At 76.4% G+C, this 23,776-nt stretch carries 22 protein-coding genes, 2 tRNA genes and 1 riboswitch; of the genes, 10 read left to right on the forward strand and 14 right to left on the reverse strand.

Annotation, left to right across the window (positions count from 1 at the left end; translation table 11 throughout):
• Positions 1-101: 101 nt before the first annotated feature.
• From QMQ26_RS19700 to QMQ26_RS19725, 6 genes are all read right to left on the reverse strand, one after another.
• Entirely contained in the window at positions 102-2,267 is a 2,166-nt protein-coding gene (locus QMQ26_RS19700; protein WP_282202177.1) for a SpoIIE family protein phosphatase, read from the reverse strand.
• Between the two features lie 160 nt (positions 2,268-2,427).
• Positions 2,428-2,652 (reverse strand): hypothetical protein, encoded by a 225-nt coding sequence (locus QMQ26_RS19705; protein ID WP_282202178.1) that lies wholly within the window; start codon positions 2,650-2,652, stop codon positions 2,428-2,430.
• Positions 2,653-2,828: 176 nt separating this feature from the next.
• Complete coding sequence (locus tag QMQ26_RS19710; RefSeq protein ID WP_100836891.1) at positions 2,829-3,020, reverse strand: hypothetical protein; 192 nt, start codon at positions 3,018-3,020, stop codon at positions 2,829-2,831.
• A 30-nt stretch (positions 3,021-3,050) separates the two neighbouring features.
• Complete coding sequence (locus QMQ26_RS19715) at positions 3,051-3,635, reverse strand: TetR-like C-terminal domain-containing protein (RefSeq protein ID WP_100836890.1); 585 nt, start codon at positions 3,633-3,635, stop codon at positions 3,051-3,053.
• On the reverse strand, positions 3,635-4,504 hold the full coding sequence (locus QMQ26_RS19720) for an alpha/beta fold hydrolase (RefSeq protein ID WP_282202179.1): 870 nt from the start codon (positions 4,502-4,504) through the stop codon (positions 3,635-3,637). The genes QMQ26_RS19715 and QMQ26_RS19720 overlap by 1 nt, the downstream gene beginning before the upstream one ends.
• Before the next feature lie 163 nt (positions 4,505-4,667).
• A complete protein-coding gene (locus QMQ26_RS19725; protein WP_100836888.1) occupies positions 4,668-4,958 on the reverse strand; it encodes a YiaA/YiaB family inner membrane protein in 291 nt (96 codons plus the stop codon).
• 227 nt (positions 4,959-5,185) lie between these two features.
• Positions 5,186-5,349, forward strand: a riboswitch (cyclic di-AMP (ydaO/yuaA leader).
• 10 nt (positions 5,350-5,359) lie between these two features.
• On the opposite strand from QMQ26_RS19725, the gene QMQ26_RS19730 reads away from it, so the two are divergent.
• Both QMQ26_RS19730 and QMQ26_RS19735 read left to right on the forward strand, forming a co-directional pair.
• Complete coding sequence (locus tag QMQ26_RS19730; RefSeq protein ID WP_282202180.1) at positions 5,360-6,157, forward strand: M23 family metallopeptidase; 798 nt, start codon at positions 5,360-5,362, stop codon at positions 6,155-6,157.
• Positions 6,158-6,225: 68 nt separating this feature from the next.
• Positions 6,226-7,803 (forward strand): IS1182 family transposase, encoded by a 1,578-nt coding sequence (locus QMQ26_RS19735; RefSeq protein WP_282206568.1) that lies wholly within the window; start codon positions 6,226-6,228, stop codon positions 7,801-7,803.
• A gap of 304 nt (positions 7,804-8,107) precedes the next feature.
• On the opposite strand, the gene QMQ26_RS19740 is transcribed toward QMQ26_RS19735, so the two are convergent.
• The gene (locus QMQ26_RS19740) at positions 8,108-8,920 is read right to left on the reverse strand and encodes a hypothetical protein (RefSeq protein WP_282202181.1); all 813 of its coding nucleotides are present in this window, start codon (positions 8,918-8,920) and stop codon (positions 8,108-8,110) included.
• 50 nt (positions 8,921-8,970) lie between these two features.
• On the opposite strand from QMQ26_RS19740, the gene QMQ26_RS19745 reads away from it, so the two are divergent.
• From QMQ26_RS19745 to QMQ26_RS19755, 3 genes are all read left to right on the forward strand, one after another.
• A complete protein-coding gene (locus QMQ26_RS19745; RefSeq protein WP_282202182.1) occupies positions 8,971-9,540 on the forward strand; it encodes a GNAT family N-acetyltransferase in 570 nt (189 codons plus the stop codon).
• A gap of 230 nt (positions 9,541-9,770) precedes the next feature.
• Entirely contained in the window at positions 9,771-10,469 is a 699-nt protein-coding gene (locus QMQ26_RS19750; protein WP_100836884.1) for a sensor domain-containing protein, read from the forward strand.
• A 138-nt stretch (positions 10,470-10,607) separates the two neighbouring features.
• Positions 10,608-11,381, forward strand: coding sequence for a class I SAM-dependent methyltransferase (locus tag QMQ26_RS19755; protein WP_282202183.1), 774 nt, complete (start codon positions 10,608-10,610; stop codon positions 11,379-11,381).
• On the opposite strand, the gene QMQ26_RS19760 is transcribed toward QMQ26_RS19755, so the two are convergent.
• Entirely contained in the window at positions 11,339-11,710 is a 372-nt protein-coding gene (locus QMQ26_RS19760; RefSeq protein WP_282202184.1) for a MerR family transcriptional regulator, read from the reverse strand. The two genes, QMQ26_RS19755 and QMQ26_RS19760, sit on opposite strands and share 43 nt — an antisense overlap.
• Positions 11,711-11,788: 78 nt before the next feature.
• On the opposite strand from QMQ26_RS19760, the gene QMQ26_RS19765 reads away from it, so the two are divergent.
• Positions 11,789-13,072, forward strand: a complete 1,284-nt coding sequence (locus QMQ26_RS19765; protein ID WP_282202185.1) for an MFS transporter — start codon at positions 11,789-11,791, stop codon at positions 13,070-13,072.
• A gap of 268 nt (positions 13,073-13,340) precedes the next feature.
• Here QMQ26_RS19765 and QMQ26_RS19770 read toward each other — a convergent pair.
• From QMQ26_RS19770 to QMQ26_RS19780, 3 genes are all read right to left on the reverse strand, one after another.
• Positions 13,341-13,414: transfer RNA gene (locus tag QMQ26_RS19770), tRNA-Met, on the reverse strand.
• Positions 13,415-13,555: 141 nt separating this feature from the next.
• Positions 13,556-13,629: transfer RNA gene (locus QMQ26_RS19775), tRNA-Met, on the reverse strand.
• 134 nt (positions 13,630-13,763) lie between these two features.
• Positions 13,764-15,002 carry a PrsW family intramembrane metalloprotease gene (locus tag QMQ26_RS19780; RefSeq protein ID WP_282202186.1) on the reverse strand — a complete coding sequence of 413 codons (1,239 nt, stop codon included), beginning with the start codon at positions 15,000-15,002 and terminating at the stop codon, positions 13,764-13,766.
• A 235-nt stretch (positions 15,003-15,237) separates the two neighbouring features.
• Here QMQ26_RS19780 and QMQ26_RS19785 point away from each other — a divergent pair, with 235 nt between their 5' ends.
• Complete coding sequence (locus QMQ26_RS19785) at positions 15,238-15,747, forward strand: hypothetical protein (protein WP_282202187.1); 510 nt, start codon at positions 15,238-15,240, stop codon at positions 15,745-15,747.
• Positions 15,748-15,801: 54 nt separating this feature from the next.
• Here QMQ26_RS19785 and trmB read toward each other — a convergent pair whose 3' ends face one another.
• The 3 genes from trmB to QMQ26_RS19800 form a co-directional block, all read right to left on the reverse strand.
• Complete coding sequence (trmB, locus tag QMQ26_RS19790) at positions 15,802-16,632, reverse strand: tRNA (guanosine(46)-N7)-methyltransferase TrmB (RefSeq protein ID WP_100836879.1); 831 nt, start codon at positions 16,630-16,632, stop codon at positions 15,802-15,804.
• Between the two features lie 125 nt (positions 16,633-16,757).
• Positions 16,758-17,990, reverse strand: a complete 1,233-nt coding sequence (gene lhgO, locus QMQ26_RS19795; RefSeq protein WP_282202188.1) for an L-2-hydroxyglutarate oxidase — start codon at positions 17,988-17,990, stop codon at positions 16,758-16,760.
• A gap of 79 nt (positions 17,991-18,069) precedes the next feature.
• Positions 18,070-19,485, reverse strand: a complete 1,416-nt coding sequence (locus QMQ26_RS19800) for an MFS transporter (protein ID WP_282202189.1) — start codon at positions 19,483-19,485, stop codon at positions 18,070-18,072.
• A gap of 665 nt (positions 19,486-20,150) precedes the next feature.
• Between QMQ26_RS19800 and QMQ26_RS19805 the strand changes: the two genes are divergently transcribed.
• The 3 genes from QMQ26_RS19805 to QMQ26_RS19815 all read left to right on the forward strand — a co-directional run bounded on the left by QMQ26_RS19805 (position 20,151) and on the right by QMQ26_RS19815 (position 23,650).
• Entirely contained in the window at positions 20,151-22,232 is a 2,082-nt protein-coding gene (locus QMQ26_RS19805; RefSeq protein WP_282202190.1) for an asparagine synthase-related protein, read from the forward strand.
• Between the two features lie 99 nt (positions 22,233-22,331).
• On the forward strand, positions 22,332-22,829 hold the full coding sequence (locus QMQ26_RS19810) for a universal stress protein (protein WP_100836875.1): 498 nt from the start codon (positions 22,332-22,334) through the stop codon (positions 22,827-22,829).
• A gap of 125 nt (positions 22,830-22,954) precedes the next feature.
• The gene (locus tag QMQ26_RS19815; RefSeq protein ID WP_282202191.1) at positions 22,955-23,650 is read left to right on the forward strand and encodes a DsbA family oxidoreductase; all 696 of its coding nucleotides are present in this window, start codon (positions 22,955-22,957) and stop codon (positions 23,648-23,650) included.
• Positions 23,651-23,776: the final 126 nt, after the last annotated feature.

Below are 23,776 nucleotides of genomic sequence, written 5' to 3' on the forward strand. Positions count from 1 at the left end.
GCGGAGTTTATGGTGGTGTTACTACTTGCGTATGAACGGTTCCAACTTCCGCCGTTCAGATTCCGTCAATTTCGGACAAGCCGGGCGGGTTCGGGCGGATCTCAGCTAGCGATCCGGTGCAGCAGCAGCAGCGCCACGTCGTCCTGCCGCACCGCGCGCTCGGTCACGTTCAGCGTCAGCAGGTCGGCCAGCCGCTCCAGCGCCCCCGGCCGCCCCAGCCGCCGGGCCCCGCCGGCCTCCGCCGTCCACAGCTCCAGCCCGCCCAGCATCCGCTGCACCGACTCGTCGTAGTCCTCGTCCCGGACCTCCACCAGCCCGTCCGTGTAGGCCAGCAGCGTCTCGCCCGGCTCCAACCGGGCCTCCACCAGCGGGTAGCGCACCTCCGGCAGCACCCCCAGCGGCGGGCCGCCCGGCAGCTCCAGCTCGGCTGCCCCGGCCGCCCCGATCCGCACCGGCGGCGGGTGCCCGGCCCGGGCCGCCCGCAGCAGGCCGCTCGCCGGGTCCAGCACCACGTACAGGCAGGTGGCGAACAGCTCGGTCTCCATCTCGGCCAGCAGCCGGCCGGTCCGCTCCAGCGCCGCCGCCGGGTCGTTGCCCTCCGTCGCGTACGCCCACAGCTGCCCCATCACCGCGGTGGCCTCCGCGTGGTGGCCCTGCACGTCGCCGATCACCAGCCCGACCAGGCCGCCCGGCAGCCGCAGCAGGTCGTACCAGTCGCCGCCGATCTGCATCCCCTCGGTGGACGGCAGGTAGCGCGCCGCCGAGGCGATCCCCGGCAGCGCCGGCAGCGAGCGCGGCAGCATCGCCCGCTGCAGCTCGCTGGCCCGCTCGTGGTGCACGTCGTACAGCCGGGCCCGCTCCAGCGACTGCGCCAGGATGCCCGCGAACGCCGAGTACATGGTGCGGTCCTCGCGGCTGAACGCCCGCTCGGTGGCGAAGGTGATCAGGCAGGAGCCGACCTGCCGCCCCGAGGCCACCAGCGGCAGCACCGTCCAGGCGGCCGGCTCCTCCGGGCCCCGGGGCTCCCGGTCCGGCTCGCTGAACAGCGGCGCGGCCCGGGCCAGCACGTGCTCCATCACCCCGCCCGCCAGGTCGTGCAGCCGGTTCAGTTCGGCCCGGTGCGGGCCGCCGAACACCGCCGGGGACACCGGCGTCAGCCGACCCTCGTCCACCAGGTCCAGCACCACCCCCGCCGCGCCCAGCGCCGGCCGGGCCACGTCGGTCAGCGCCGTGGTCACCTCCCGCACCGTCACCGCCCGGGACAGCGCCCGGGTCAGCGCCAGCAGCAGGGTCGACCGGGCCCCCGCCGCCGCGGCCGCCGCGGGACCGCCCGCCGGGTCCGGCCGCCACGCCCGCCCGGTCACCAGCCCCGCCGTCCGCACCGGCCGGCGGTGCACGTCCAGCATCACCTCGCCGACCTCGTCCACCTGCCGGGTGGTGCCGTCCGGCCGCACCACCCGGTACGAGACCCGGTACGGGCCGCCGACCGCCAGCGCCTCCGCCAGGGCGGTCTGCACGTCCGGCAGGTCCTCCGGGTGCACCACGTCCGCCAGGTCCGGCGCCCGCCCGGTCGCCCCCGGCGGAGGCAGGCCCACCACCCGGTACGCCTGGGCGTCCCACACCGTCTCGCCGGTCACCAGGTCCCGCTCGAACGCCCCGGCCCCCGCCGAACGCACCGCCAGCGACACCAACTGCCCGTCGGCGGGAGGGATCTCCGGCCGGGGCCCGGCCGCCGCCGGGTCGGCCGCGCGCACGTGGTCCAGCAGGTGCGCGAGCCGGTGCGCGACCACGTCGGCGAAGGTCTCCAGCAGCTCCACGTCCCGGCGCGGGACGGCCCCGCGGTGGGCCAGCGCGAGCGCCAGCGAACCCACCGGGTCCCCGTCCACCACCAGCGGCAGCACCGCCAGCGCGACCAGGCCGGTGCCCAGGCCCGCCGCCGCGTTCGGGTAGTCCGCGCTGGTCCGCTGCGGGCTCAGCAGCACCGGCTCCCGCCGCCGCAGCGCCAGCGCCACCGGCAGCTCGCCCGCCGGGTCCACCACGGCGTACTTGCGGTGCGCCCACGCGGGCAGTCCGTGCGAGGCGGTCAGCCGCAGCGCCCCGCCGCCGTCCAGCAGGTACAGCGCCGAGCCCTCGCCGGTGATCCAGGCCGGGCCCTCGGCCAGCAGCGCCGCCAGCAGCTCCGCCGCGCTCGACGCCCGCAGCAGCGCCCGTACGCACCGCAGCTCGGACCGGCTGGCGCGGCGCGGGGAGCTCTGGTCCTGGTCCATGGGAGGCGCCCGGCCCTTCCGGTCGACGTGCCAGTGCTGCCCATCCTATGGACGCACCGGGCAACCGGGCGCTTTCACGACACGTGGGACAGCACCGGCATTTCCGACATCCGGTCCGACATCCGGTCCGACATCCGGCCGCTACCGGTGCCGCCCGCGGCTACTGGCCGTCGACCTCGCCGTACCCGCGCTGCGGGCGCGCGGCGACCGGCCGCAGCGAGCGCAGCGAACGCGCCACCGCGATCCCGCGCAGCAGCGCGGTGCCCCAGCCCTCCCGCGGCGGGGCGGCCGCCGGGCGCGCGACGCCGGGCGCGCCGTCCGGCGCCGTCCGGGGAACGGGGATCAGCCCGGTGCCGGGCTCGGTGCGCTGGGTCGCCTGCGGCATGTCCTGGTCCTCCGTGCTTGTCGGTCACACCCGTGGAAGGTCTCCACGCGGTATGACTTCCCGACCGAAGGACAGTCTGACCCACCAGTGGTGTCGGAATGGTGGGCGTCAGGTTGCGAAAAGGTGTGGACGTCACGCCACCGGCGCGTTCCCCCGCGGACCGGTGGCCGCCCGGGTCACGCCCCGGGCTGCTCGGCGTCCGGCCGCACGGTGTCCCCGTCCAGCGGCAGGTCCGGGGCGGAGACGGCGTCCTTGAGCGGGCCGAGCCCGGCCCCGTGCTCCGGCGCCGCGTGCGCGCCGGGGGCGGTGAGGGAGGCGACCACGCCGACGGCGAGCGAGGCAAAGGCGAGCAGGCTGCGCTTCTTCATACCGGGTAGAACGCGGCAGCGCCCCGGAGGTCACGCGCCTTCCGCGCCGGGCCAGTTGGCCAGGCCCTCGACCAGCACGCCGGTCAGCCGCTCCAGCGTGACGTCCGTGCCCTCGGCGAGCCGGAACGCCCCCGCCGTGGTCAGCGAGGCGTACCCGTGGGCCGCGGCCCGCAGCGTCCGCACCGCGTGCACCGCCTCCGAGCCCGCCAGCCCGTAGCCGCGCAGCACCGCGAACAGCACGCCCACCAGCCGTTCGGCCGCCGCGGCCAACTCCGGGCCCGGCTCCGGGTCCGGCGCCTGCGGCAGCGCCGCGTACCGGCGGGGGTGGCGCAGCGCGTACCCGGCGTAGGCGGCGAGCAGGGCGCGGACCGCCGCGTCCCGGGAGTGGCCGAGGACGGCGGCGGCCAGGTGGTCGGCCAGTTCCCCGGTGGTGCGGACGGCGACCAGCCGGCGCAGTTCGGGCAGGCCCCCGGCGACGTGCTTGTACAGCGAGGGGGTGGCGACACCGGCCCGGGCGGCGACGGCGGCCAGGGTGAGCGCCTCGACGCCGCGTTCGTCGATCAGTTCGAGGGCGTGGTCCACCACGGCGGCGGTGGAGAGTCCGGCGCGGGGCATCAGCGGGCGGTCCCGTTCTCGTCGGCCGCCCCGGCCTGCCCGGCCGGCCCGCCCAGTCCGGCCAGGAAGGGCAGCAGGGCGTCGGCGACGGCCTGCGGGTGACTGGCCATCGGGTAGTGGCCGGCGCCGCCGATCATCACCGTGCGGCCGCGCAGCGCGGCGGCCTGCCGGTCGGCGACCAGCCCGGGCTGCGGGAAGTCCGGGTCCTTGTCGCCCATCAGCACCAGCGCGGGCACGTCGACCGCCGCGCACCAGCCGACCGGCGCGGAGTCGCCCCGCAGGTAGCCGCGCAGCGCGGCCTTGCGGGCGGGCTCGCGGAGCATCGCGGCCAGCCCGGCCCGGTAGACGTCGAAGTCGGCGGGCCGCTCGCCCTGGTAGTAGAACTTCTGCATCGCGCTCCACAGCCCGGGGAACGCGCTGACCAGCGGGGCGGCCAGGCCGAACAGCGCCTTCTGGAAGCCGTTCAGCGGCAGGTTCTCGACGAACGCGTCGATCAGCACCACACCGCCGGTGCGCCCGGGGGCGAGCGCGGCGGCCCGGACCACGCTGGCGCCGGTGTACGAGCTGCCGACCAGGACGGCGCCGCGCAGGTCCAGGTGGTCCAGCAGGGCCGCCAGGTCCTCGGCGATCGCGGCCGGGCTGTGGTCGGTGAAGCCGGTCGAGGACTCGCCCATGCCGCGCAGGTCCATGCTGACCACCCGGTGCCCGGCGGCGCCCAGCAGCGGGGCGAGGTGGCGGTAGACCGCCCGCTTGTCGAGCATGCCGGGCAGCAGGACGACCGGGGTGCCGGGGCCGGGGGCGTCGTCGTAGGCGATCCGGCCGTCGGTGACGTCGAGGTACCGGGTGGTGGTGCCGAGGGTGCTGTTCATCGCGGGCCTCCTGGCGGGCGTCCGGCGCTCCGGGCGCTCGGGGCCCGGCTCCTGCCGATAGCCATAAAGCTAAGGCTAATAGCCTTAGCCGTCAACTCCCGGTCACCGGCACGCCCGCGCCGCCCGCCCGTCGGGCGCCCGCATCCCGCCGGGTCCCGTCCCGTCAGATCCCGTCGACCTTGAACGGGTCGTGCTCGGCGAGCAGCTTCTCCAGCCGGGCCTGGTCGACCCGGCTGGTGAGCGCGCCCTCGTCCTGGCGGTCGCGGATCACCTTGGCCAGCGTGAACGCGGAGGTGATCTCGTAGAGCAGGCCGACGCCGAGGAAGGCGCGCATCCAGGCGCTGACCGGGAGGTAGGCGATCCCGAGGACGAGGGCGGCCGTGGCGAACGCGAAGGAGGCGACGGCCTGCAGGTAGTAGGCGGAGGTGGTGCGGTGCGGCACGGATGCGGTCATGGGGCCAGGGTCCCGCCGGGGGTGGCGGGGGGTCGTGAGTACGGATACTCAACCGCGCCGTCACGGTCCGTCATGTCCGGAACCGGGCCCCTTGGCGAACCGTCACAAATCGCCCATAGGGCATCAGGAAAGTTTCACTGCACCTCGGTAGGCGCTTGGAATCATGGGGTCCATAGGATTAACGTTTGATAACGCAGCGCGGTCGGCAACGCCGTAACCATGCGGCACCGTGCGCCACGCCTAATCCATCGGGCCCGCCCCCGCGGTCGGGCCCGGGAGCCGGGGAACCACGTTCCACCGGGGTGAATCGGGACGGCCCTGGGCCCGACCGTAGGAGACCTTCCACCTCCGAACCCGTCAGCTAACCCGGTCGGCGGCAGGGAAGGAAGGAGCGCGCCCCCGTGGCGTCGACCTACACCGAGAGCACCGGCACCCAGCTGCTCGACCACCCGGTCGAGACCGAACCCATCCGGCCCCGGCTGCCCCGCCAGGCCCGCGTCGGCGCACCGCTGCTGGGCGTCACCGCGATGACCGCCGCCCTCGGCGCCACCGGCCTCGCCGCCGCCCCCGCCCAGGCCGCCGTCCCGGCCCCGGCCCCCGTCGCCGCCGCCGACGAAGCCTCCGAGGGACTGCTCGCCGCCGACCCCGGCCTCGCCCTGGCCGCCCGCATCCTCCAGCAGGCCGACGGGCAGCGCACCGCCACCGAGGAGTCCGCCCGGGTCGCCGCCGCGCAGGAGGCCGAGACCAAGCACGCCGACCGCCGGGCCGAGACCGCGGCCGACCCCGCGGCCACCGAGGCCGGGGCCGAAGCCGTCCTCCCGGTCGCCGACTACCGACTGGCCGACCCGTCCGCCCAGCCGGGCGCGCACTGGGCCCACCTGCACACCGGTCTGGACTTCGCCGCCCGCACCGGCACCCCCGTCACCGCCGTCACCGCCGGCACCGTCACCTCGGCGGGCTGGTCCGGCACCTACGGCTACCGGGTCATCCAGACCCTCCCCGACGGCACCGAGCTCTGGTACTGCCACCTCTCCCGGATCGCCGCCCCCGCCGGCCGGGTCGCCGCCGGCACCGTCCTGGGGGCCGTCGGCGCCACCGGCAACGCCACCACCCCCCACCTGCACCTCGAAGTCCGCCCGGGCGGCGCGGCCCCCGTCGACCCCCTCCCCTGGCTGCACCACCTCGGCCTCCGGCCCTAGAAGACTGGTGAAGATCTTGAGTTCTGGTCTCGCCGCGCAAGCGGCGGGACCAGACTCGTTTCGTGGCGATGGGGGAATGGGCTGGAGAGACGGTCGGGCCGGATGTGTGGGAGACCTGCCGGGGCCTGATCCCGGCGGGCAGTGTGTTCGCGTTTCTGGCCGAGCACCGGGGCCGGCTGTTCCCGGCGGTGATGTTCGCGGACATGTACCCGTCGGCGAACGGCCGCCCGAGCATGCCGCCGCAGGTCCTGGCCACGGCGATCACGCTGCAGGCCCTGCACGGCCTGTCGGACTTCGAGACCGTGCAGGAACTGCGGTGCGACCTGCGGTGGAAGGCCGCCTGCGGGCTCGGCCTGCACGACACGGCGTTCGACCCGTCGCTGCTGGCCTACTTCCGCCGCCGACTGGCCCGCTCGGCGCGGCCGGAGCGGGTCTTCGAGGCGGTGCGCGAGGTCGTGAGGGCGACCGGCGTGCTGAAGGGCCGTCACCGCCGGGCGTTGGACTCCACCGTGCTGGACGACGCGGTCGCAACCCAGGACACCGTCACCCAACTCATCTCCGCGATCCGGGCGGTGATCCGCGAGGTCCCCGGCGCCGACGAGGCCGCAGCCGTCCGGTGCACCGCGCACGACTACCGCGATCCGGGCAAGCCCCGCATCGCCTGGAACGACCGGCAGGCCCGGGCGGACCTGGTGGACGCCCTGGTCGGTGACGCGCTCGGACTGCTCGGGCACCTGCCCGAGCGGCAACTCGGCGAGAAGGCCGCGAACGCGGCGGGCCTGCTGGCCCTGGTCGCAGGTCAAGACGTCGAGCCCGCCGACGATTGCGACGGCCGGGACGGACGCTGGCGCATCACCCGGGGAACCGCACCCGACCGCATCGTCTCCACCGTCGACCCCGATGCCCGCCACGTCCACAAGACCCGCAGCCACTACCAGGACGGCTACAAGGCCCACCTGGCCGTCGAGCCCGAGACCGGCCTGTTCACCGCCGTCGCGCTCACGCCCGGCAGCGGCAGCGAACACCACGAGGCCACCGTTGCGCTCGACCTGCTCGCCGACGAGGACGAACCGGTGGACGCCTTCGGTGACACCGCCTACTCCACCGGCCCCGTCCGTGAGGCGTTGCAGCAGGCCGGGCACCGGCTGTTCCTCAAACCCGCCCCGCTGAAGACCGCCGTGGTGGGCGGGTTCGGCCTCGACGACTTCGCCATCGACACCACCGGCGGCACGGTCACCTGCCCGGCCGGCCACACCGTCCCCCTGTCCGCACCGTCCGGGCGGAAGATGCAACGCAAGGCACTGTTCACCGACCAGTGCACCGGCTGCCCGCTGCGACAGCGGTGCACCACCGCCAAGGCCGGGCGGATCATTACCATCCGTCCCCACCAGGACCTGCTCGCCGCAGCCCGCCACCAAGCAGCCACCGACCCCGATTGGCAGGCCGCCTACCGACGCTGGCGGCCACCCGTCGAACGCGCCGTCGCCTGGCTCGTCGCAGGCGGCAACCGCCGGCTACGGCACATCGGCACGATCAGGAACAACGCCTGGCTCCACACCCGCGCCGCCGCCCTCAACCTCCGAACCCTGATCAACCTCGGACTCGACCACAACGGCACCACCTGGCACATCCCGGCCACCGTGTGACAGCGGCAGCCCAGATCACACCAAGATCTTCACCAGTCTTCTAGGCCCTGTCCGGCCGATCTTGCCGGGCGCGCGACGCCGGATCATCCCTCCCCCAGCCCCAAGGGGGGCTGGGAGGTGCCCCCTCGGAAGCACCGGCGAAACACCCGAGTACACCCAGTACGAGGGCGTTCCGCCGGCACTCCCAGCCGGGCGCCCGACGCCGCGCGCTGATCCGACAAGATCGGCCGGACAGGGCCCAGCCACCCGGATCGGCGCTCCCGCGCCCGGCCGCCCCGGCCCGCTCAGTGCTCTCCGGCCCCGCTCAGTACTCCTCGGGGGCCAGCTCCGGGAACTCCTCCAGCAGCAGCCGCGGCAGCCCCGGGACGGTCCACTCGCCGCACAGGTCGATCGCGGCCTGCGCCACCGCCTCCTCGAACTCCTCGAACGCGCCGGTGAGTTCGGCGGGCATCGGCAGCCCGCGGGCGTTCAGCTCGGCGAGGTTGCGGTAGCTGCGCCGCATCAGGCCCTGCTCCAGCAGCCGCCGGGCCCCGTCGGTGGAGACGCCGATCAGCAGCGGCCGTCCCGGCTGGTCCCAGTGGCCGTCCCCGTCCAGGCCGGGCACCCGGTCGAAGGCGGCGAAGCGCTCCTCCTCCGGGAGTTCGCGGAACGCCGCCAGCCAGGCCCGGACCGCACCGAGGTCCGCGGTCGGCACCCCGTCCGCGCGCAGCAGCAGGGCGTACAGCCGGGGCCAGGTCACCAGGTCGGAGCGGCGCAGCAGGGAGAGCAGCACCTCGCCCTGCCAGTCGGCCTCCGCGCGGAGCTTCTCCGCGCGCTTGGCGTTCAGCCGCCGGGCCGCCCGCTGCCGCTCGATCAGCAGCCGCACCGCCGCCGGGTACGCCGCCGGGTCGCCGTCCGGTTGCACGTACAGGTGGAGCTGCTCGTAGAGCAGGTGCTCCAGCACCGGGGAGGTGAGTTCGGGGAGGCCCTCGTGCAGCCGGGCCCCGCCCAGCTCCAGCAGGGTCAGCACGGTCCGCACCGCCGGCTCGGGCACCGGGTCGAGCCCCGCCCCGTCCGCCCAGCTCAGCAGATCGGCGGCACGGGTGCGGGGGAGCAGGTGCAGGTCGTCGTCGTCCACCCCGGTACGGTAGCCGGTCCCCGGACCGGCGCCCGGTAGGGTCGGCGGCCATGGAGACCCTCCGGCTGTGCGGCCCCCGGCTCACCCTGCGGGAGTACCGGCACACCCCGGAGGAGGTGGCCGCCCTGCACGCGGTGCACGGTGACCCCGAGACGGTCCGCCACCTCCCGTTCGGGGTGCGGGACTTCGAGGACCGCGCCGACCAGGTCGAGCTGTACCTGGAGACCGCCGAGGAGGAGCCCCGGACGCACTACCGGCTGGCCGTCGACGACCCGTCGGGCGAGCCGGTCGGCCAGGCCGCGCTCACCCGCGAGGACGGGCACGCGGCCCGGCTCGGCTGCGTCCTGCGCCGCGACACCTGGGGCCGCGGGTACGCCGCCGAGGTCACCGCGCTGCTGTGCGCGCTCGGCTTCGAGACCCTGGGCCTGTACCGGCTGGCGGCCCGCTGCGACCCCGCCAACACCGCCTCGGTCCGGGTGCCGGCCCGGGCCGGGTTCCGGTACGAGGGCCGGGTCCGGGCCGAGTCGCACCGGGACGGCGGGTGGCACGACGCGCTCCAGTACTCGCTGCCGGCCCCCGAGTGGCCGGGCCCGCCGTGGTCCGGGCCGCCGCGTCCGTAGCGCCTGTCGCGTTCGCTGCGTCCGTCGCGTCCGTCGCGTCCGTCGCGCCCGTCGGGCCCGGGGCGCCCGTCGGGTCCGGGGGAGAGCGGGCCGCAGGGCGGGACGGGGGTTAACCCCACCACGGATTCGGCAGCAGGCGTCATTACCCCGGCCGGGCCGCTGCGGCAGATTGGAGCACGTGCCCGGCACCGCCGACCGGCGGGGCCGCCCGACGACCCGAAGGACCGTGGATGTCCACCGCTGCGTACCCCGTCACCAGCCCCGGCGGCCACCTCGACCGGCCCGGGTTCTGGCGCGCCCCGTTCTCCCGGCGCACCTTCCAGCAGCTCGGCTACGCGCTCAGCGGGCTGCCGATGGCGGTGCTCGGCTTCGCCCTGGTCGTGCCGCTGTTCTGCGCCGGCCTCGGCCTCTCCCTCACCGTGATCGGCCTGCCCGTCCTCGCCCTGCTGCTGGCCGTCGCCCGCGGCCTCGGCGCCGCCGAGCGGCTGCGCATCCGCACCCTGCTGGGCGAGGAACTGCCCGCCCCGCCGGAGATCACCGTCCGCCGGGAGGGCGTCTGGGGCCGGATCACCGGCCGACTGGCCGACCCGGCGGGCTGGAAGGCCGCGCTGCACCAGTTCGTCATGCTCCCCTGGGCGATCCTCAGCTTCACGCTCTCGGTGACCTTCTTCTGCCTCGGCTGGTCGCTCGCCCTGTTCCCGGCCTACCAGTGGGTGTTCGGCCGCTACACCCCCTGGGACGGCTACCGGGTCGCCGACTGGCGCGACTCCCACGGCGTCCAGCACGTCTACGAGCTCACCGAACCCTGGCAGATCGCCGGCGTCTGCCTGCTCGGCCTGGTCTTCGTGCTCCTCACGCCGCAGCTGATCCGCGGCCTCACCGGCATCAACCGCTTCGCCGCCCGGGCCCTGCTCTCCGCCAACGACTGAGCCCGCGGCCGCCGGGACCTCCTCCCGCGTCGGCCGCACCCCCGGCACCGACTGGACGTGCGACACCCCCGGGCCCGTGGTCGGATGACCACGGGCCCGGGCCGCACCCCGGGCCCGTCGAACGTCCGGAGGCCCCGCATGTGCCCGACCACCCTCGCCCGGCCCTCCCGGCCCTCCCGGCCCGCGGAGGCTCCGCCGGTGCTGGTCACCTCCCGGCCGCTGGACGAGTACTGCGCCTGCTTCGGTCTCACCCGGGTCGGACTGGCCCGGCTGCCCGGCCCCGTCCTGGACTGCCCCGGCGGGGCCGCCGCGCTCGCCGCCGAGGCCCGTGCGCTCGGCTGCGAGGTGGTCGCCGCCGACCCGGGCTACGCGCTCGGCCCGCACCGCCTCGCCGCGCTCGCCGCCGACGGCCGGGCGACCATGGCCGCCGCCATCCGCCGCGACCCCCGCAGCCACCTGCCCGCCCTGCGCCGCCCCGAGAAGTACCTGCGCAGCTGGGACCGCGCCCGCCGGCTGTTCACCGCCGACGCCACCGCCCACCCCGACCGCTACGTGGCCGCCGCGCTGCCCCGGCTCCCGTTCGCCGACGGCACCTTCGCGCTCACCCTCAGCTCCTACCTGCTGTTCGCCTACCCGGCCGTCTTCGGCCCCGTCGAGCAGCTGCGCGCACTGCGCGAACTCGTCCGGGTCACCGCCCCCGACGGCGAGGTCCGGGTCTTCCCGCTGTACGACGAACGCGGCCGGCGCTGCCCGCACCTGACCGAACTGCGCGCCGCGCTGCGCCACCACCGGATCGCCAGCCGCGTCCTGCGCACCGGCTCCACCGGCCGGGTGCTGGTGCTGCGCCCGGCCCGCCCGCCGCGCCCCGGCTACCGCCCGGCCGCCCGCAGCGAGCGCACCGCCCCCAGGTAGGCGCCCACCGCGTCCCGGCTGCGGGCCAGGCACTCCGCCCGCTCCGCCAGCTGCCGGTACTCGTGCTCCAGCACCGCCAGCGTCTCCGGCGCGGCGTCCCGGACGTGGAACTGGCCGTCCGTCAGGCAGGGCAGCACGGTGCGGATGGTGCGGGTGGACAGGCCGGAGGCCAGCAGCGAGCGGATCTGTCGGACCCGCTCCACCAGCGGTTCCCCGTACTCCCGGTAGCCGTTCGCGGAGCGGCCCGGCTTCAGCAACCCCTGCTCCTCGTAGTAGCGCAGCAGCCGGGGCGCCACCCCCGTCCGGGCCGCCAGTTCACCGATCCGCACCGGCTCCTCCGTCCGCCGTCCCCGGCCCGCCGGAAGGACTTGACTCTCACATCGATGTCAGAGTTCGACCATACCCGCATGGCAACCACCCCGTCCGCGCCCCGGCTGCGCTGGTCCCCGCTGCTGGCCCTGGCCACCGCGGCCTTCCTCGGCATCGTCACCGAGGCGCTGCCCGCCGGCGTCCTCCCCGAGATGGCCCACGACCTGCGGGTCGGCGAATCCGCGATGGGCCAGTCGCTGACCGGCTACGCCCTGGCCACCGGCCTGTCCGCGATCCCGCTGGCCCGGGCCACCGCCCACTGGTCCCGCAAGCGCCTGGTGCTGGCCGCCGTCGCAGTGCTGCTGCTGGCCGACGCCGTCACCGCGCTCTCCCCGTCCTACCCGCTCACCATGGCCGTCCGGATCGCCGCCGGGGTCGCCGTCGCCGCGATCTGGGCCGAGCTCGTCGGCTACGCCCGCCGCCTGACCCCGCCCGCCCTGCACGGCCGGGCGATCGCCGTCACCGGCATCGGCGTCCCGCTCGCGCTCTCCCTCGGCATCCCGCTCGGCACCTGGTCCGGTCGGCTGATCGGCTGGCGGCCCACCTTCGCGCTGGTCGCCGTCCTCGCCGCCGCCCTGCTGCTGTGGATCACCGCCGCCGTCCCCGACGCCCCCGGCCGCCGCCCCGGCCGCCCCGAACCCGTCCGCGCCGCCCTGCGCCTGCCCGGCGTGCGGCCCGTGCTGTTCGTCACCGCCGCGTACGTCCTGGCCCACAACGTGCTCTACACCTACATCGCCGCGCTGCTCGCCCACTACGGCGCGGCCGACCGCCGCGACCTGCTGCTGCTCGTCCTCGGCCTGGCCGCCGTCGTCGGGCTCGCCGCCACCGGCGCGCTGGTCGACCGGCGGCTGCGGCGGCTCACGCTGGCCGCCGGCGCCGCGTTCCTCGCCGCCGTCGCCCTCCTGCTGCTGCCCGCGCCCGCCGCACCCCTGGTGCTGCTCGCCGCCGCGCTCTGGGGCCTCGGCTGGGGCGGCGCCGCCCCGCTGTTCCAGACCGCGGTGGCCGACGCCGGCGGCGAACGCGGCCAGACCCTGCTGGTCGCCACCTGGAACACCGCGATGGGCCTCGGCGGCGCCGTCGGCGGGCTGCTGCTCGACCTGGGCGGCCCCGGCGCGCTGCCTCCGTTCGCCCTCGCCCTGCTGCTGCCCGTCCTCGCCGTCACCGCGGCGGCCCGCCGCCACGGCTTCCCGCCCCGGCGCGGGGCGACGGCCCCCGGGACCCCCGGGAGCTCTCAGACCTTCGAGAACGCAGACGGCCCGCGGGCTGCTCCTCGGACCGTCCCGCTGGGGACGGCGACCGAGGCACCGGGGATGTACCGGTGAGCCCACGGGCCGGGTGACTGCTGGAAATTCGCCTGAGCCGGAGACCGAACGGCCTCACCGCTGCGCAGGCAGGGGCGGCTCTAGCGAGCAGCCACCTCACGCATCCTGAAAGAACTCAACTCAGGATCACCTCCTTTCAGTGTGCCGCCACCATAGGCACCGCCCGCCGGGAGAGGCAACGGATTTATCCGACCGACCTTCCGGACGAGCTCCGGGCGGACACGGCGAAGGCCCGGAGGCGTTGCCTCCGGGCCTTCGTGCTACTGAGTAGCGGGGACAGGATTTGAACCTGCGACCTCTGGGTTATGAGCCCAGCGAGCTACCGAGCTGCTCCACCCCGCGTCGGTAAACACGACTCTACCCCATCACGGGACGCACCCGTCACACCGGCGAACGGCAGCACCTCCGGACACACGGCGAAGGCCCGGACGGACACACGGCGAAGGCCCGGAAGCGATGCTTCCGGGCCTTCGTGCTACTGAGTAGCGGGGACAGGATTTGAACCTGCGACCTCTGGGTTATGAGCCCAGCGAGCTACCGAGCTGCTCCACCCCGCGTCGGTAAACACGACTCTACGTGAGGCCGGCGGGAAAGGGAAATCCATTTCCCGGCCGGGCATCCGCGCAGGTCGGGACAGCCCCTCGGCCGTCCGCGCCCGGCCCGGCCCGGCTCAGCCCGGCCCGGCCGCCGGTCAGTCCGGGCGGGACGGCTGCCGGGTGCGGCGGGTCTGCGCCCACACCGCGAAGCTGACCAGCGCGGCGAAGCACGGCACCATCACCAGCCCGTACACCAGCAGGAAGCCGTCCGTGCCCAGCCCGGCCGCCGCGTTCCACACCCCGTGCAGGCCCATCGCCAGCAGCGCGCCCGCCGGTGCGCCGAGCCGGGCCGACCAGCGCCGGCCGGTGGTCAGGGTGATCGCCAGGCCCAGCCCGGTCAGCGCGGTGAACAGCGGGTGCGCGAACGGCGAGAGCAGCGCCCGCAGCACGAAGGTGTGCACCGTCCCGTCGAAGTCCCGCAGGCTGGGCGCCCCGCCCTGCCCGATCGCGTCCAGCCGGGCCTGCCGGTCCGCGGTGAACGCCCGCCCCAGGTAGAGCGCGTTCTCGGTGAACGCGAACCCGCAGGCCGTCACCCCGCCCAGCACCGTGCCCGCCGCCAGGGTGCGCGGGGAGGACCGGGCCCGCTGGCGGCCCGCCGGGGCCGGGCGGAAGTGCGCCGGACGGCCGGGGCCCGGCCAGTGCCACAGCAGCCGGCGCCACCCGGCGCACGGGCGGTCCTGCTCGCAGCGGTGCCGCCGCCGCAACGGCAGCAGCAGCACCAGCAGCGCCGCGCCCTTCGCCAGCTCCTCGATCAGCGGCGTCGCGAACTCCGCGCCCAGGGTCTCCCCCCGGGCGCCCTGGTGGGCGATCAGGAAGTCGCTCGCCCAGCCGTTCGCCAGGATCGCCATCGTGGTCGCCGCGCACGCCCCCCAGGCCAGGCAGAACAGCAGGTGCCGCAGCGGCACCCGGGCGGTCTGGTTCAGCCAGGCCAGCGCGCCCAGCACGAACGGCAGCGGCAGCAGCGCCAGGCCCAGCCCCACCAGCAGCCCGGTCGTCCCGGTCTGCCGCTGCACCAGCCGCAGGATCAGCACCCCCGAACCCGCCAGCGCCAGCGCCGCCACCGCCGAGGACAGCGCCGGCCGCCGGAACGGCCACAGCCGCCACCACAGCGAGACCGCCGCCGCGGCGCCCGCGGCCGGGCCGCCCTGCTGCCCCGGGATGCGCCCGCTCAGCACCGGGCGCGGCGACCCGTCCGGGAGCAGGCCGCCGGACCGGCGCGCGGTCGGTTCCGGGAGCGGCCGAGAACCGGTGGGGGGCGTCGGAGGATCGGCGGCCAGGGCGTCGGCCCCTACGGACGGCCCGGAGGAGGCCCCGCCGCTGGGCGGACTGCTCACCTGCAGCAGGGTAGGCGAAGCCCCCGTCCCCGGGGGAGGGGTCGGCACAATCCGTACCCGCGAGGTGACCGATCGTCAGCGGAGCGGAACGTCCCCCACCGCCCGGCCGGGCCCGTGACATCCGTCATGCCGGGTCGGTGACGGCAGCTCCTGGGCCGGGACCGGGCCGCGCGGGCACAGTGGTGGCACCGCCGGGGAGCGACCGGGCGGCCGGGGACGACACGGGGGAGACACCATGAGCAGCATCGGGTTCGGGACGGCCACCGCCTTCACCGCGACCGGGGCCACGGAGACCGCCGGGGCCACGGAGACCGCCGGGACCGCCGACACCGCCGACGCCTCGCGGCCGAGCGTCGCGGAGATGCGGCTGCCGGTCTGGTTCTTCGGCTTCGAGGGCGTCCTCGCCGGGGCCTTCGACCTGCTGCGGGCCGCCCCCTCGGCCTGGCCCGCGCTGGTCCTGCTGGCGGCCGTCAACCTCGGCGTCTCGCTCACCCTGATGCGCCGGCGCCTCAAGCTCGCGAAGCTGCTGTGGCGCGGCAAGGGCACCCGCAACGTGGCGATCGGCCTGGTCGCCCTGCGACTGGGCAGCCACCTGGTGCTCGGCCTGCTCGGCACGGCGGTCGCCTCGACGCTCGGTCACGTGCTGTTCGCGCTGGCGATGAGCACGGTGACGGTCGCCCTGCTGGCCTACGTCCAGCGCACCGCGCTCATCGCGCTGGTCGCCGCGGGCAAGGCCACCGCCTGAGCGACCTGAGCGACCTGAGCGACCGCTCGGCGACCGCCGACCGCGGCAACCGGCTCAGCGGCGGCGGAACAGCAGGTCGTGCACCACGTGGCCCTTGGCCAGACCGGCCCGCTCGAACTTGGTCACCGGCCGCCACCCGGGCCGCGGCGCGTACCCGGGCACGCTGCCCGCCGGGTGCCCGTCCGGCTCCAGCCAGCCCGAACCGTCGCCCTCCGGGTGCAGGTTCTCCAGCTCCGGCGAGGCGCCCAGCACCGCCAGCATCTGCTCCGCGTACGGCTCCCAGTCGGTCGCGCAGTGCACCAGCGCGCCCGGGGCCAGCCGGGGCAGCACCAGTTCCAGGAACGACGCCTGGATCAGCCGGCGCTTGTGGTGCTTCGGCTTCGGCCACGGGTCCGGGAAGAACACCCGCAGACCGGCCAGCGAGGCGTCCGGCAGCATGTCGCGCAGCAGGATCACCGCGTCGCCCGCCGCGAGCCGGACGTTCTCCGAGCCGTCCCGCTCCAGGAACTGCAGCAGGTTGCCGTGGCCGGGGGTGTGCACGTCCGCCGCGAGGATGCCCGCGGACGGGTCGGCGGCCGCCATCGCGGCCGTGGTGTCACCCATCCCGAAGCCGATCTCCAGCGTCACCGGCCGGCCCGCGAACAGCTCCGGCAGGTCCAGCGGGGTCCCGTCGATCGCCAGCCCGAACCGCTCCCACCCGCGGTCCAGCGCACCCGCCTGCGCCTTGGTCATCCGACCACGGCGCGGCTGGAAACTGCGGATTCGCTGCTCGCGGTGCTGGGCCTCGGTGGCCTTGTGCGGGTACATCGGCGCGGGGTACGCCGCCGGGGCGGCGGAGAGCCGGGCCGACGCGGACAACTGGGGGCTGGGGGCGGAGGAGGTCACAATCGCACCAGTCTAAGGGAGCCCCCACGGGAGCCGGGATGGCTCGGACCGACAGGGCGGAGTCAGGGGCGCGGGGAGGGCCGCCGCCCTGGCCGGTGCACCGACCGGGGCGCGGAACCCCCCCGTCACCCCGCCTGGAGGGCCGCCACCGCTCGGCGGGCGACCTCGCGGCCGATGCCGAGCGAGGCCGTCGCCGCCGGGGAGGGGGCGTTGAGGACGTGGACGACCCGGCGGGTGGAGCGCGGGTCGGCGGGGTCGAAGCCGGCGAAGGCGAAGTCGTCGAGGAGGGTGCCGTCGCGGGCGACGGCCTGGGCGCGGACGCCCGCGGTGGCGGGGACGAGGTCGGCCTCGGTGACGGCGGGCAACAGGCGGCGGACGGCGGTGGTGAAGGCGCGCTTGGAGAGCGAGCGGTGGAGTTCGCCGAGTTCGTAGCGCCAGTGCCGGCGGGCGATCGTCCAGGTGCCGGGGAAGCGCACCGTCTCGGCGAGGTCGCGGGCGCTGAAGGTGCGCCAGTCGTAGCCCTCGCGGGCCAGCGCGGGCACCGCGTTCGGCCCGACGTGGACGTCGCCGTGGATGCCCCGGGTGAGGTGCACGCCGAGGAAGGGGAACGCCGGGTCGGGGACGGGGTAGACCAGTCCGCGCACCGACTCCCGCCGTTCCTCGGTCAGTTCGTAGTACTCGCCGCGGAACGGCACGATCCGCACCCCCGGGTCGTCGCCCGCCAGCCGGGCGATCCGGTCGCTGTGCAGTCCGGCGCAGTTGACCAGCACCGCGCAGCGGATCTCGCCGTGCGGGGTGGTGACGGTGACGCCGTCCGGGCGCCGGTCGACGCCCAGGACGGGGGTGTTCAGGCGCAGTTCGGCGCCGCGCTCGCCGGCGAGCGCGGCGTAGCGGCGGGCCACCGCGGGGTAGTCGCAGATGCCGGTGGTGGCCAGGTGCAGTCCGGCGATGCCGGTGACCTCGGGTTCGTGGGCGCGGATGCCGGCCGGGTCGAGCGCGGTCAGCGGGATGCCGTTGGCCCGGCCGCGGTCGGCGAGGGCGGCCAGCCGGGGGAGTTCGGCGGGGTCGGTGGCGACGATGAGCTTGCCGGTGACCTCGTGGGCGATGCCCTGCTCGCGGCAGAACGCGACCATCTCGCGGGCCCCGTCGGTGGCGTACCGGGCCTTGAGCGAGCCGGGCCGGTAGTAGACGCCGCTGTGGATCACCCCGCTGTTGCGGCCGCTCTGGTGGGCGGCGAGGGCGTCCTCCTTCTCCAGGACGGCGACGTCCGTGCCGGGGTGCTCGCGGGTGAGGGCGTACGCGGTGGACAGGCCGACGATGCCGCCGCCGACCACCAGGACCCGGACGTCGTGCCTCATCCCCGCCACCCTCCGCTCCGCGGACCACCGGCCCCCGCCCCGATGGTGCCACGGGCGGGGGCCGGTGCGGCGGTGCGCGTCAGGAAGTGGCCAGGACCAGCCTGGCGCGCTCGGTGAGGTCCTTGACCCGCTGCTCGTGCTGGTACGGCTCCAGGCGGCGCAGCAGTTCGACCATGTACTCGCGGCTGCGGTGCGAGGAGATCCGCCCGGCCACGTCGACGGCCCGCTCCCCGGCGGCCACCGCGGCGTCCAGGTCCCCCGCCTCGGCCTCGGCCATCGCGGAGACCACCAGCCGCAGGCCGTGCGAGCGGACGTAGCCCTCGGTCGGGCGGGCCAGCGCCTCGCGGGTGAACTGCCGGACCTTGGACGGGACGCCCAGGTCGCGGAAGCACTCGGCGGCGTCGGCGGCGAGGCGGTCGTAGGCGAAGAAGTCGATCCAGGTCGGGTCGGGGTCGCCGGGGCGGGAGCGGTCCAGCGCGGTCTCGGCGGCGGCCAGCGCGGTGGCGCAGGCCGGGGCGTTGCCCGCCTTGGCGTGGGCGCGGGCCTCGACCAGGTGGAAGAAGCTCGTGGTGCGGGCGGTGGCCAGGCCCCGGTTGCGCTCCAGGGCGGCCTGGGCGAGGTCGACGGCCTCGTCCGGGAAGGAGCGGTAGGCGGCCTGGAGGCTCATCGAGGCCAGCACGTAGCCGCCGAGCGGCACGTCCCCGGCCGCGCGGGCCAGCCGCAGCGCCTGGATGTAGTAGCGCTGGGCGGCCTCGTGCTGGCCGGTGTCGAAGGCCATCCAGCCCGCCAGCCTGGTCAGTTCGGCGGTGGCGCCGAACAGCGCCCGGCCGACCGCGTCGCTGTAGGAGGCGAGCAGCAGCGGGGCGGCCTCGACCCGCAGGCACTCGGGCACCATCGAGGAGCGCCAGTCGCCGCCGCCGTACTTGGAGTCCCAGCGGCGGGCCTCCTGGGCGGCCTCGCGGAGCTTCGCGGCGTCCGCGTGCCCGACCCGGTAGCCGGTCAGGTCGGGGACGGCCTCGCGGGCCACCGAGCCGTCGGCGGGCGTGATCAGCCAGCGCGAGACGGGCGTGGCGTACGCGGCGACCGAGAACGTCCCGGCCAGGCTGTCGCTCCACCGGCCGCCGCCGGGGCCGCGCCGCAGGTCCAGGTCGACCCGCCACAGCTCGGTGGCGGAGCGGACCGCCTCCGGGACCTCGCGCGGGAACTCCAGGCCCAGTTCGGGCGTGGGGTGCGAGTCGGCGAGGCCGATCTCCTCCAGCGGGACGGGGCGGCCGAGCTTGTTGCCGAGCGCGGTGGCGATCAGGTGCGGCACCGGGCGCTGCGGGACCATCCCCTTGGTCACCCAGCGGGCCACCGAGGTCTTGTCGTAACGGAGGGTCAGGCCGCGCTGCGCGCCCAGGTCGTTGACCCGGCGGGCGAGCCCGGCGTTGCTGATCTGGGCGAGCGCGAGGAGTGCCCCGAGCCGGTCGTTCGGCCCTCGTGAGCTGACGGTCATGGTGGCGGTGGCACCCCCTGGCGACGTCGTGCGCGGATGGCGGCGGGCCGCGGCGAACCGCCGTGGGCCACCGGACTGCTTGCACCTAGCGTAGTCGTCCGCGTTCCGACGGTTAAGAGGTCGCATTCCGGTTGGCGGGAACGCGCCGCGTCGGGGACCGGCGCCCGGACGCCCGCCGGACGTCCCACGGGCAGGTGCCGGACGCCCGTGCTCCGGTCCCGTGCCCGCATGCGCCACCCGTGCTCCCTGGCCGCAGCGGCAGGTGGGCGATTCGCTGGAGGCTGTGGATCGGCCCGCCGCCGAGGACCCGGCGGGCCGGGGGAAACGCTGCCTCAATTCCCCGCGGGCAGCTGCGCGTCCGGGAGGGCATGCGGATGCCCTCCCGGGCCGTGCGACGGCTTTCGGCCAACTTCGGCCGACCCGCGGCGGTCGCGGCCCTTCTCCGCGCCGCCGTTCCAGGCCACCGTCCGTGCGCCGGACGGGAGTTCGAGACCCGCACGGCCCGGGCCCCGGAGGGGGAGGCCCGGCCCGTGCGTTCCGCCGCGGCCCCGAAAGCCTGGCGCTCACCCGCCCCATCGGTGGCACGATGTCTCCTGACGGCGCGCCGACCCCGTACGTCCGCCCGGGGGTCCGCCGCGCGCCGCGGCACCACAGGTGGAGGCGCGATGCGGTGGCTCACCGGCTGGAGCGGCCTGACCGCCGCCGACCCGGCCCTGGCCGCGGTCCGCCCGATCGCCGGCACCCTGCTCTGGGGCGGCCCCGACCCGCTCTGGGCGGTCGGCGACTGGCGCCCCGACGAACTGCGGCTGGCCGTGCTCCGCCCCGGCGGCCCCGCCACCGTCCGGGGCGGGCTCGACCCGCACGACCCCGCCGACAGCGCCGACCGGGACACCCCCGCCACCCTGCGGCTCGCCGTGGCCGGCCGCTGCGGCGCCACCGACCGCGAACTCGCCGACGGCCTGGCCGCCGCCCGTGGCGGCGCGCTGCGCCACCTCACCCACTGGCCCGGCAGCTACACCGTCGTGCTGCGGGCCGGCACCCGCTCCACCGTGCTGCTCACCGACCTCGCCGGCGCCCAGCCGGTCTTCCACACCCCGTTCGCCGGCGGCACGGCCTACGCCACCGCCGCCCTCCCGCTCGCCGACCTGGTCGGCGCCCCCGTCGACACCGCCCACCTGGCCGCCCGGCTGGCCACCCCCGAGACCCCCGAGACGCTCGGCGACCGCACCCCCCACCGGGGCGTGCGCCGCGTCCCGCCCGGGCACGCGCTGGGCATCCGCGGCGGACGGCCCGGCCACACGTCCTACCTGGAGAGCGGGGCCGAGGAGCGCGCCGAGGCCCCCGCCGTCCGCGAACTCACCCGCGCCCTGCTGGAGGCCGTCCGCTGCCGGGTCCGCGCCACCGGGCCCGCCGACCGGCCCCGGCTCGGCGTCGACCTCTCCTACGGCACCGCCTCCGCCACCGTCGCCCTGCTGGCCGCCGCCGTCCCGCTGCCGCCCGGCCCCGGCGCCGACCCCGGGCCCGAACGGCCCGCCGCCCGCACCGGCGCCGTCAAGGGCTCCTGGGCCCGCCGCGCCGAACCGCCCGAACCCGAGACCCTCCCCGCCGTCACCCTCGGCGACCCCGACGGACCCGCCCTCGCCGTGCACGCCCCCCGCCTGCGCCACCTGCTCGTCCCGCCGGCCGCCCCCTACGCCGACCTCGCCGACCCCCTGGCCGGCCCGCTCACCGACGAACCCGGCCCCGCCCTGGTCCACGCCGCCCGGCACACCGCCGCCCACCGGGCCGGCGGCGCCGACCACCTCACCGGCCACGGTGCCCGCCAGGTCCTGGACGGCCACCCCGCCCGGCTCGCCGACCTGGTCCGGGCCGGCCGCTCGCTCGACCTGCTCGCCCCGCTCGCCGCCCTGGCCGGCGCCGACCGGGCCACCGCCGGCACCCTCACCGGCACCCTGCACACCCCCGTCACCGTGCTGCGCGCCGCCCGCCGCCTCGCCCGCGCCCGCTACGCCGACGCCCTCGACGACCTGGCACTCCAACTGACGCTCCGTCAGGAACCCGTTCCCGGAAGGACGGTGGGCCGCGCTCTGGCCGCCGACCTGGCCTGGCACCGCCCCGGCCCCGCCGCCCACCTGCTCGCCGACGAACCGCTCGCCGCCCTCGCCCAGCACCTGCGCACCGCCGCCCGCGGCAGCGCCCCCACCGAGGCCCCCGGCGCCCGCCGCGCCCGCCTCGCCCTGCACCGGCACGCCGCCCACTACCGCACCCTGGTGCACGCCACCGAACAGCGCGGCCAGCGCCTGCACGCCCCCTTCCTCGACAACCAGGTGGTCCGCGCCGCCCGGCTGCTCCCCGACGACCTGCGCCTGCAACCCGGCGCCCGGCACGCCCTGCTCGCCGCCGTGCTGGCCGGCACCGGCCGCACCGACCTCCCCGCCGACTGGGGCCGCGCCCCCGGCCCCGACCCGTACGCACCCGCCCGCCGCGGCCTGCGCGCCGCCGCCCCCGCACTCGCCGAACTCCTCGACCGCCCGCTGCTCGCCGAGGCCGGACTGCTCGACGCCCCCGCCGCCCGCAAGGCGCTCGCCGCCGCCACCGACCCCGCCGGGAACGCCCCGCCCGGCACCCTCGACGCCCTCGCCGACCTGGTCGCCGCCGAACTCTGGCTGCGCCGCCTGGCCGCCCGCCGCCCCGGCTCCTCCTGGACCGGCCTGCCCGCCGCGCCCCGCCCCGCCCTGGAAACCTGACCCCGGACCGGGTGCGCCTGCCCCGCCGCCGGCCGCCCGCCGGATAGCGTCGGGAACCCCCGACCCGCTCAGCCCCGAGCCCCTCCCGGAGCGCGCGCCATGACCGCCACCCTCCCCGTGCACCACGAGGCGCCGCCGCCCGGCGCCGCGATCCTCACCGGCTGCGACGGCTCGGACGCCGCGCTCTGGGCCCTCGACCGCGCCATGACCGAGGCCGAGGCGCACCACCTCCCGCTGTACGTCCTGGCCGCGGTCAACCCCTCGCCGACCGGCTACCCGCCGGGCATGGCCGACCTGGTCCAGGAGAGCATCGAGCGGCTGACCGAGAGCATGGCGGACGGCCTGCGCCGCTCCGTCGCCACCGTGCAGTCCGCCCGGACCCGCCCGTACGCCGGGCAGCTCGCCCTGTACGTCGTCCTCGGCAACGTGGTCGAGGTGCTGCTCCGGGCCGCCGACGGACGGCACACCCTGGTGGTCGGCACCCGCGGCAACGGCGGCTTCGGCCGGCTGCTGCTCGGCTCGGTCAGCACCGCGGCCGTGCACCACGCCACCTGCCCGGTGCTGGTCGTCCCCGCGCCCCCCGCCGAGGGGTCCTGAGCGGGGTTCCGGGCGGCAGGCACCTGACCGGAATGTCCGCGGATGGTTGAGCGTTCACCTTCCGTCGGACGGCCGCCCCCGGTCGTCCGGGAGCACCCGAACCGCCGGACAGGAGCCCGCCCGCCATGAAGGTCGAAATCTACTCGGACATCGCCTGTCCCTGGTGCTACGTCGGCAAGCGGCGCTTCGAGCAGGCGCTCGACCGGTTCGAGGGCAAGGACGGCGTCGAGGTGGTCTACCGCCCCTACCAGCTCGTCCCCGACGCCCCCGAGCAGGCCCGCCCGCACCGCGAGTGGCTCGCCGAGCGCTACGGGCCGCAGTCCCTCGCCATGGACGCCCGGATCACCGAGGTCGGCCGGAGCGTCGGCATCGACTACGACTTCGACGCCGCGCTGGAGGTCAACACCCTGCGCGCCCACCGCCTGCTGCACCTCGCCGAGACCGAGTACGGCCCCGCCGTCCAGGCCGCCCTCAAGGAGCGGCTGCTCAGGGCCCACTTCTCCGAGGGCGTCGATGTCGGCGACGTCGAGGCGCTCGCCGCCCTGGCCGCCGAGACCGGCATCGACCGCGACCGCGCCGCGGCCTACCTGGCCGGCACCGAGGGCGAGGCCGAGACGCGCGCCGCCCTCGCCGAGGCCCGCGCCATCGGCGTCACCGCCGTCCCGACCTTCGTCTTCGAGGGCCAGTGGGCCGTCCAGGGCGGTCAGGAGGCCGAGACCTTCCTCCAGGTCCTGCGCCAGGTCGAGGCCGAGACCGCCAAGCGGATCACCCCGCTCGCCCCGCCCGCCGACACCTGCGAGGACGGCGCCTGCGCGATCTGACCGGGCGCTACCGGGCGCTACCGGGCGCTTCGACCGGCACGGTGGCGGTGGGCTCCGGGCTGCGCTGGCCGGTGCGCTGGAGCGCCCGGGGCCGGCAGGCCGTCACCGACCGGCTCGGCTGACCGT

Origin of the sequence: Kitasatospora fiedleri, assembly GCF_948472415.1 — a bacterium.
Taxonomy (GTDB): domain Bacteria; phylum Actinomycetota; class Actinomycetes; order Streptomycetales; family Streptomycetaceae; genus Kitasatospora; species Kitasatospora fiedleri.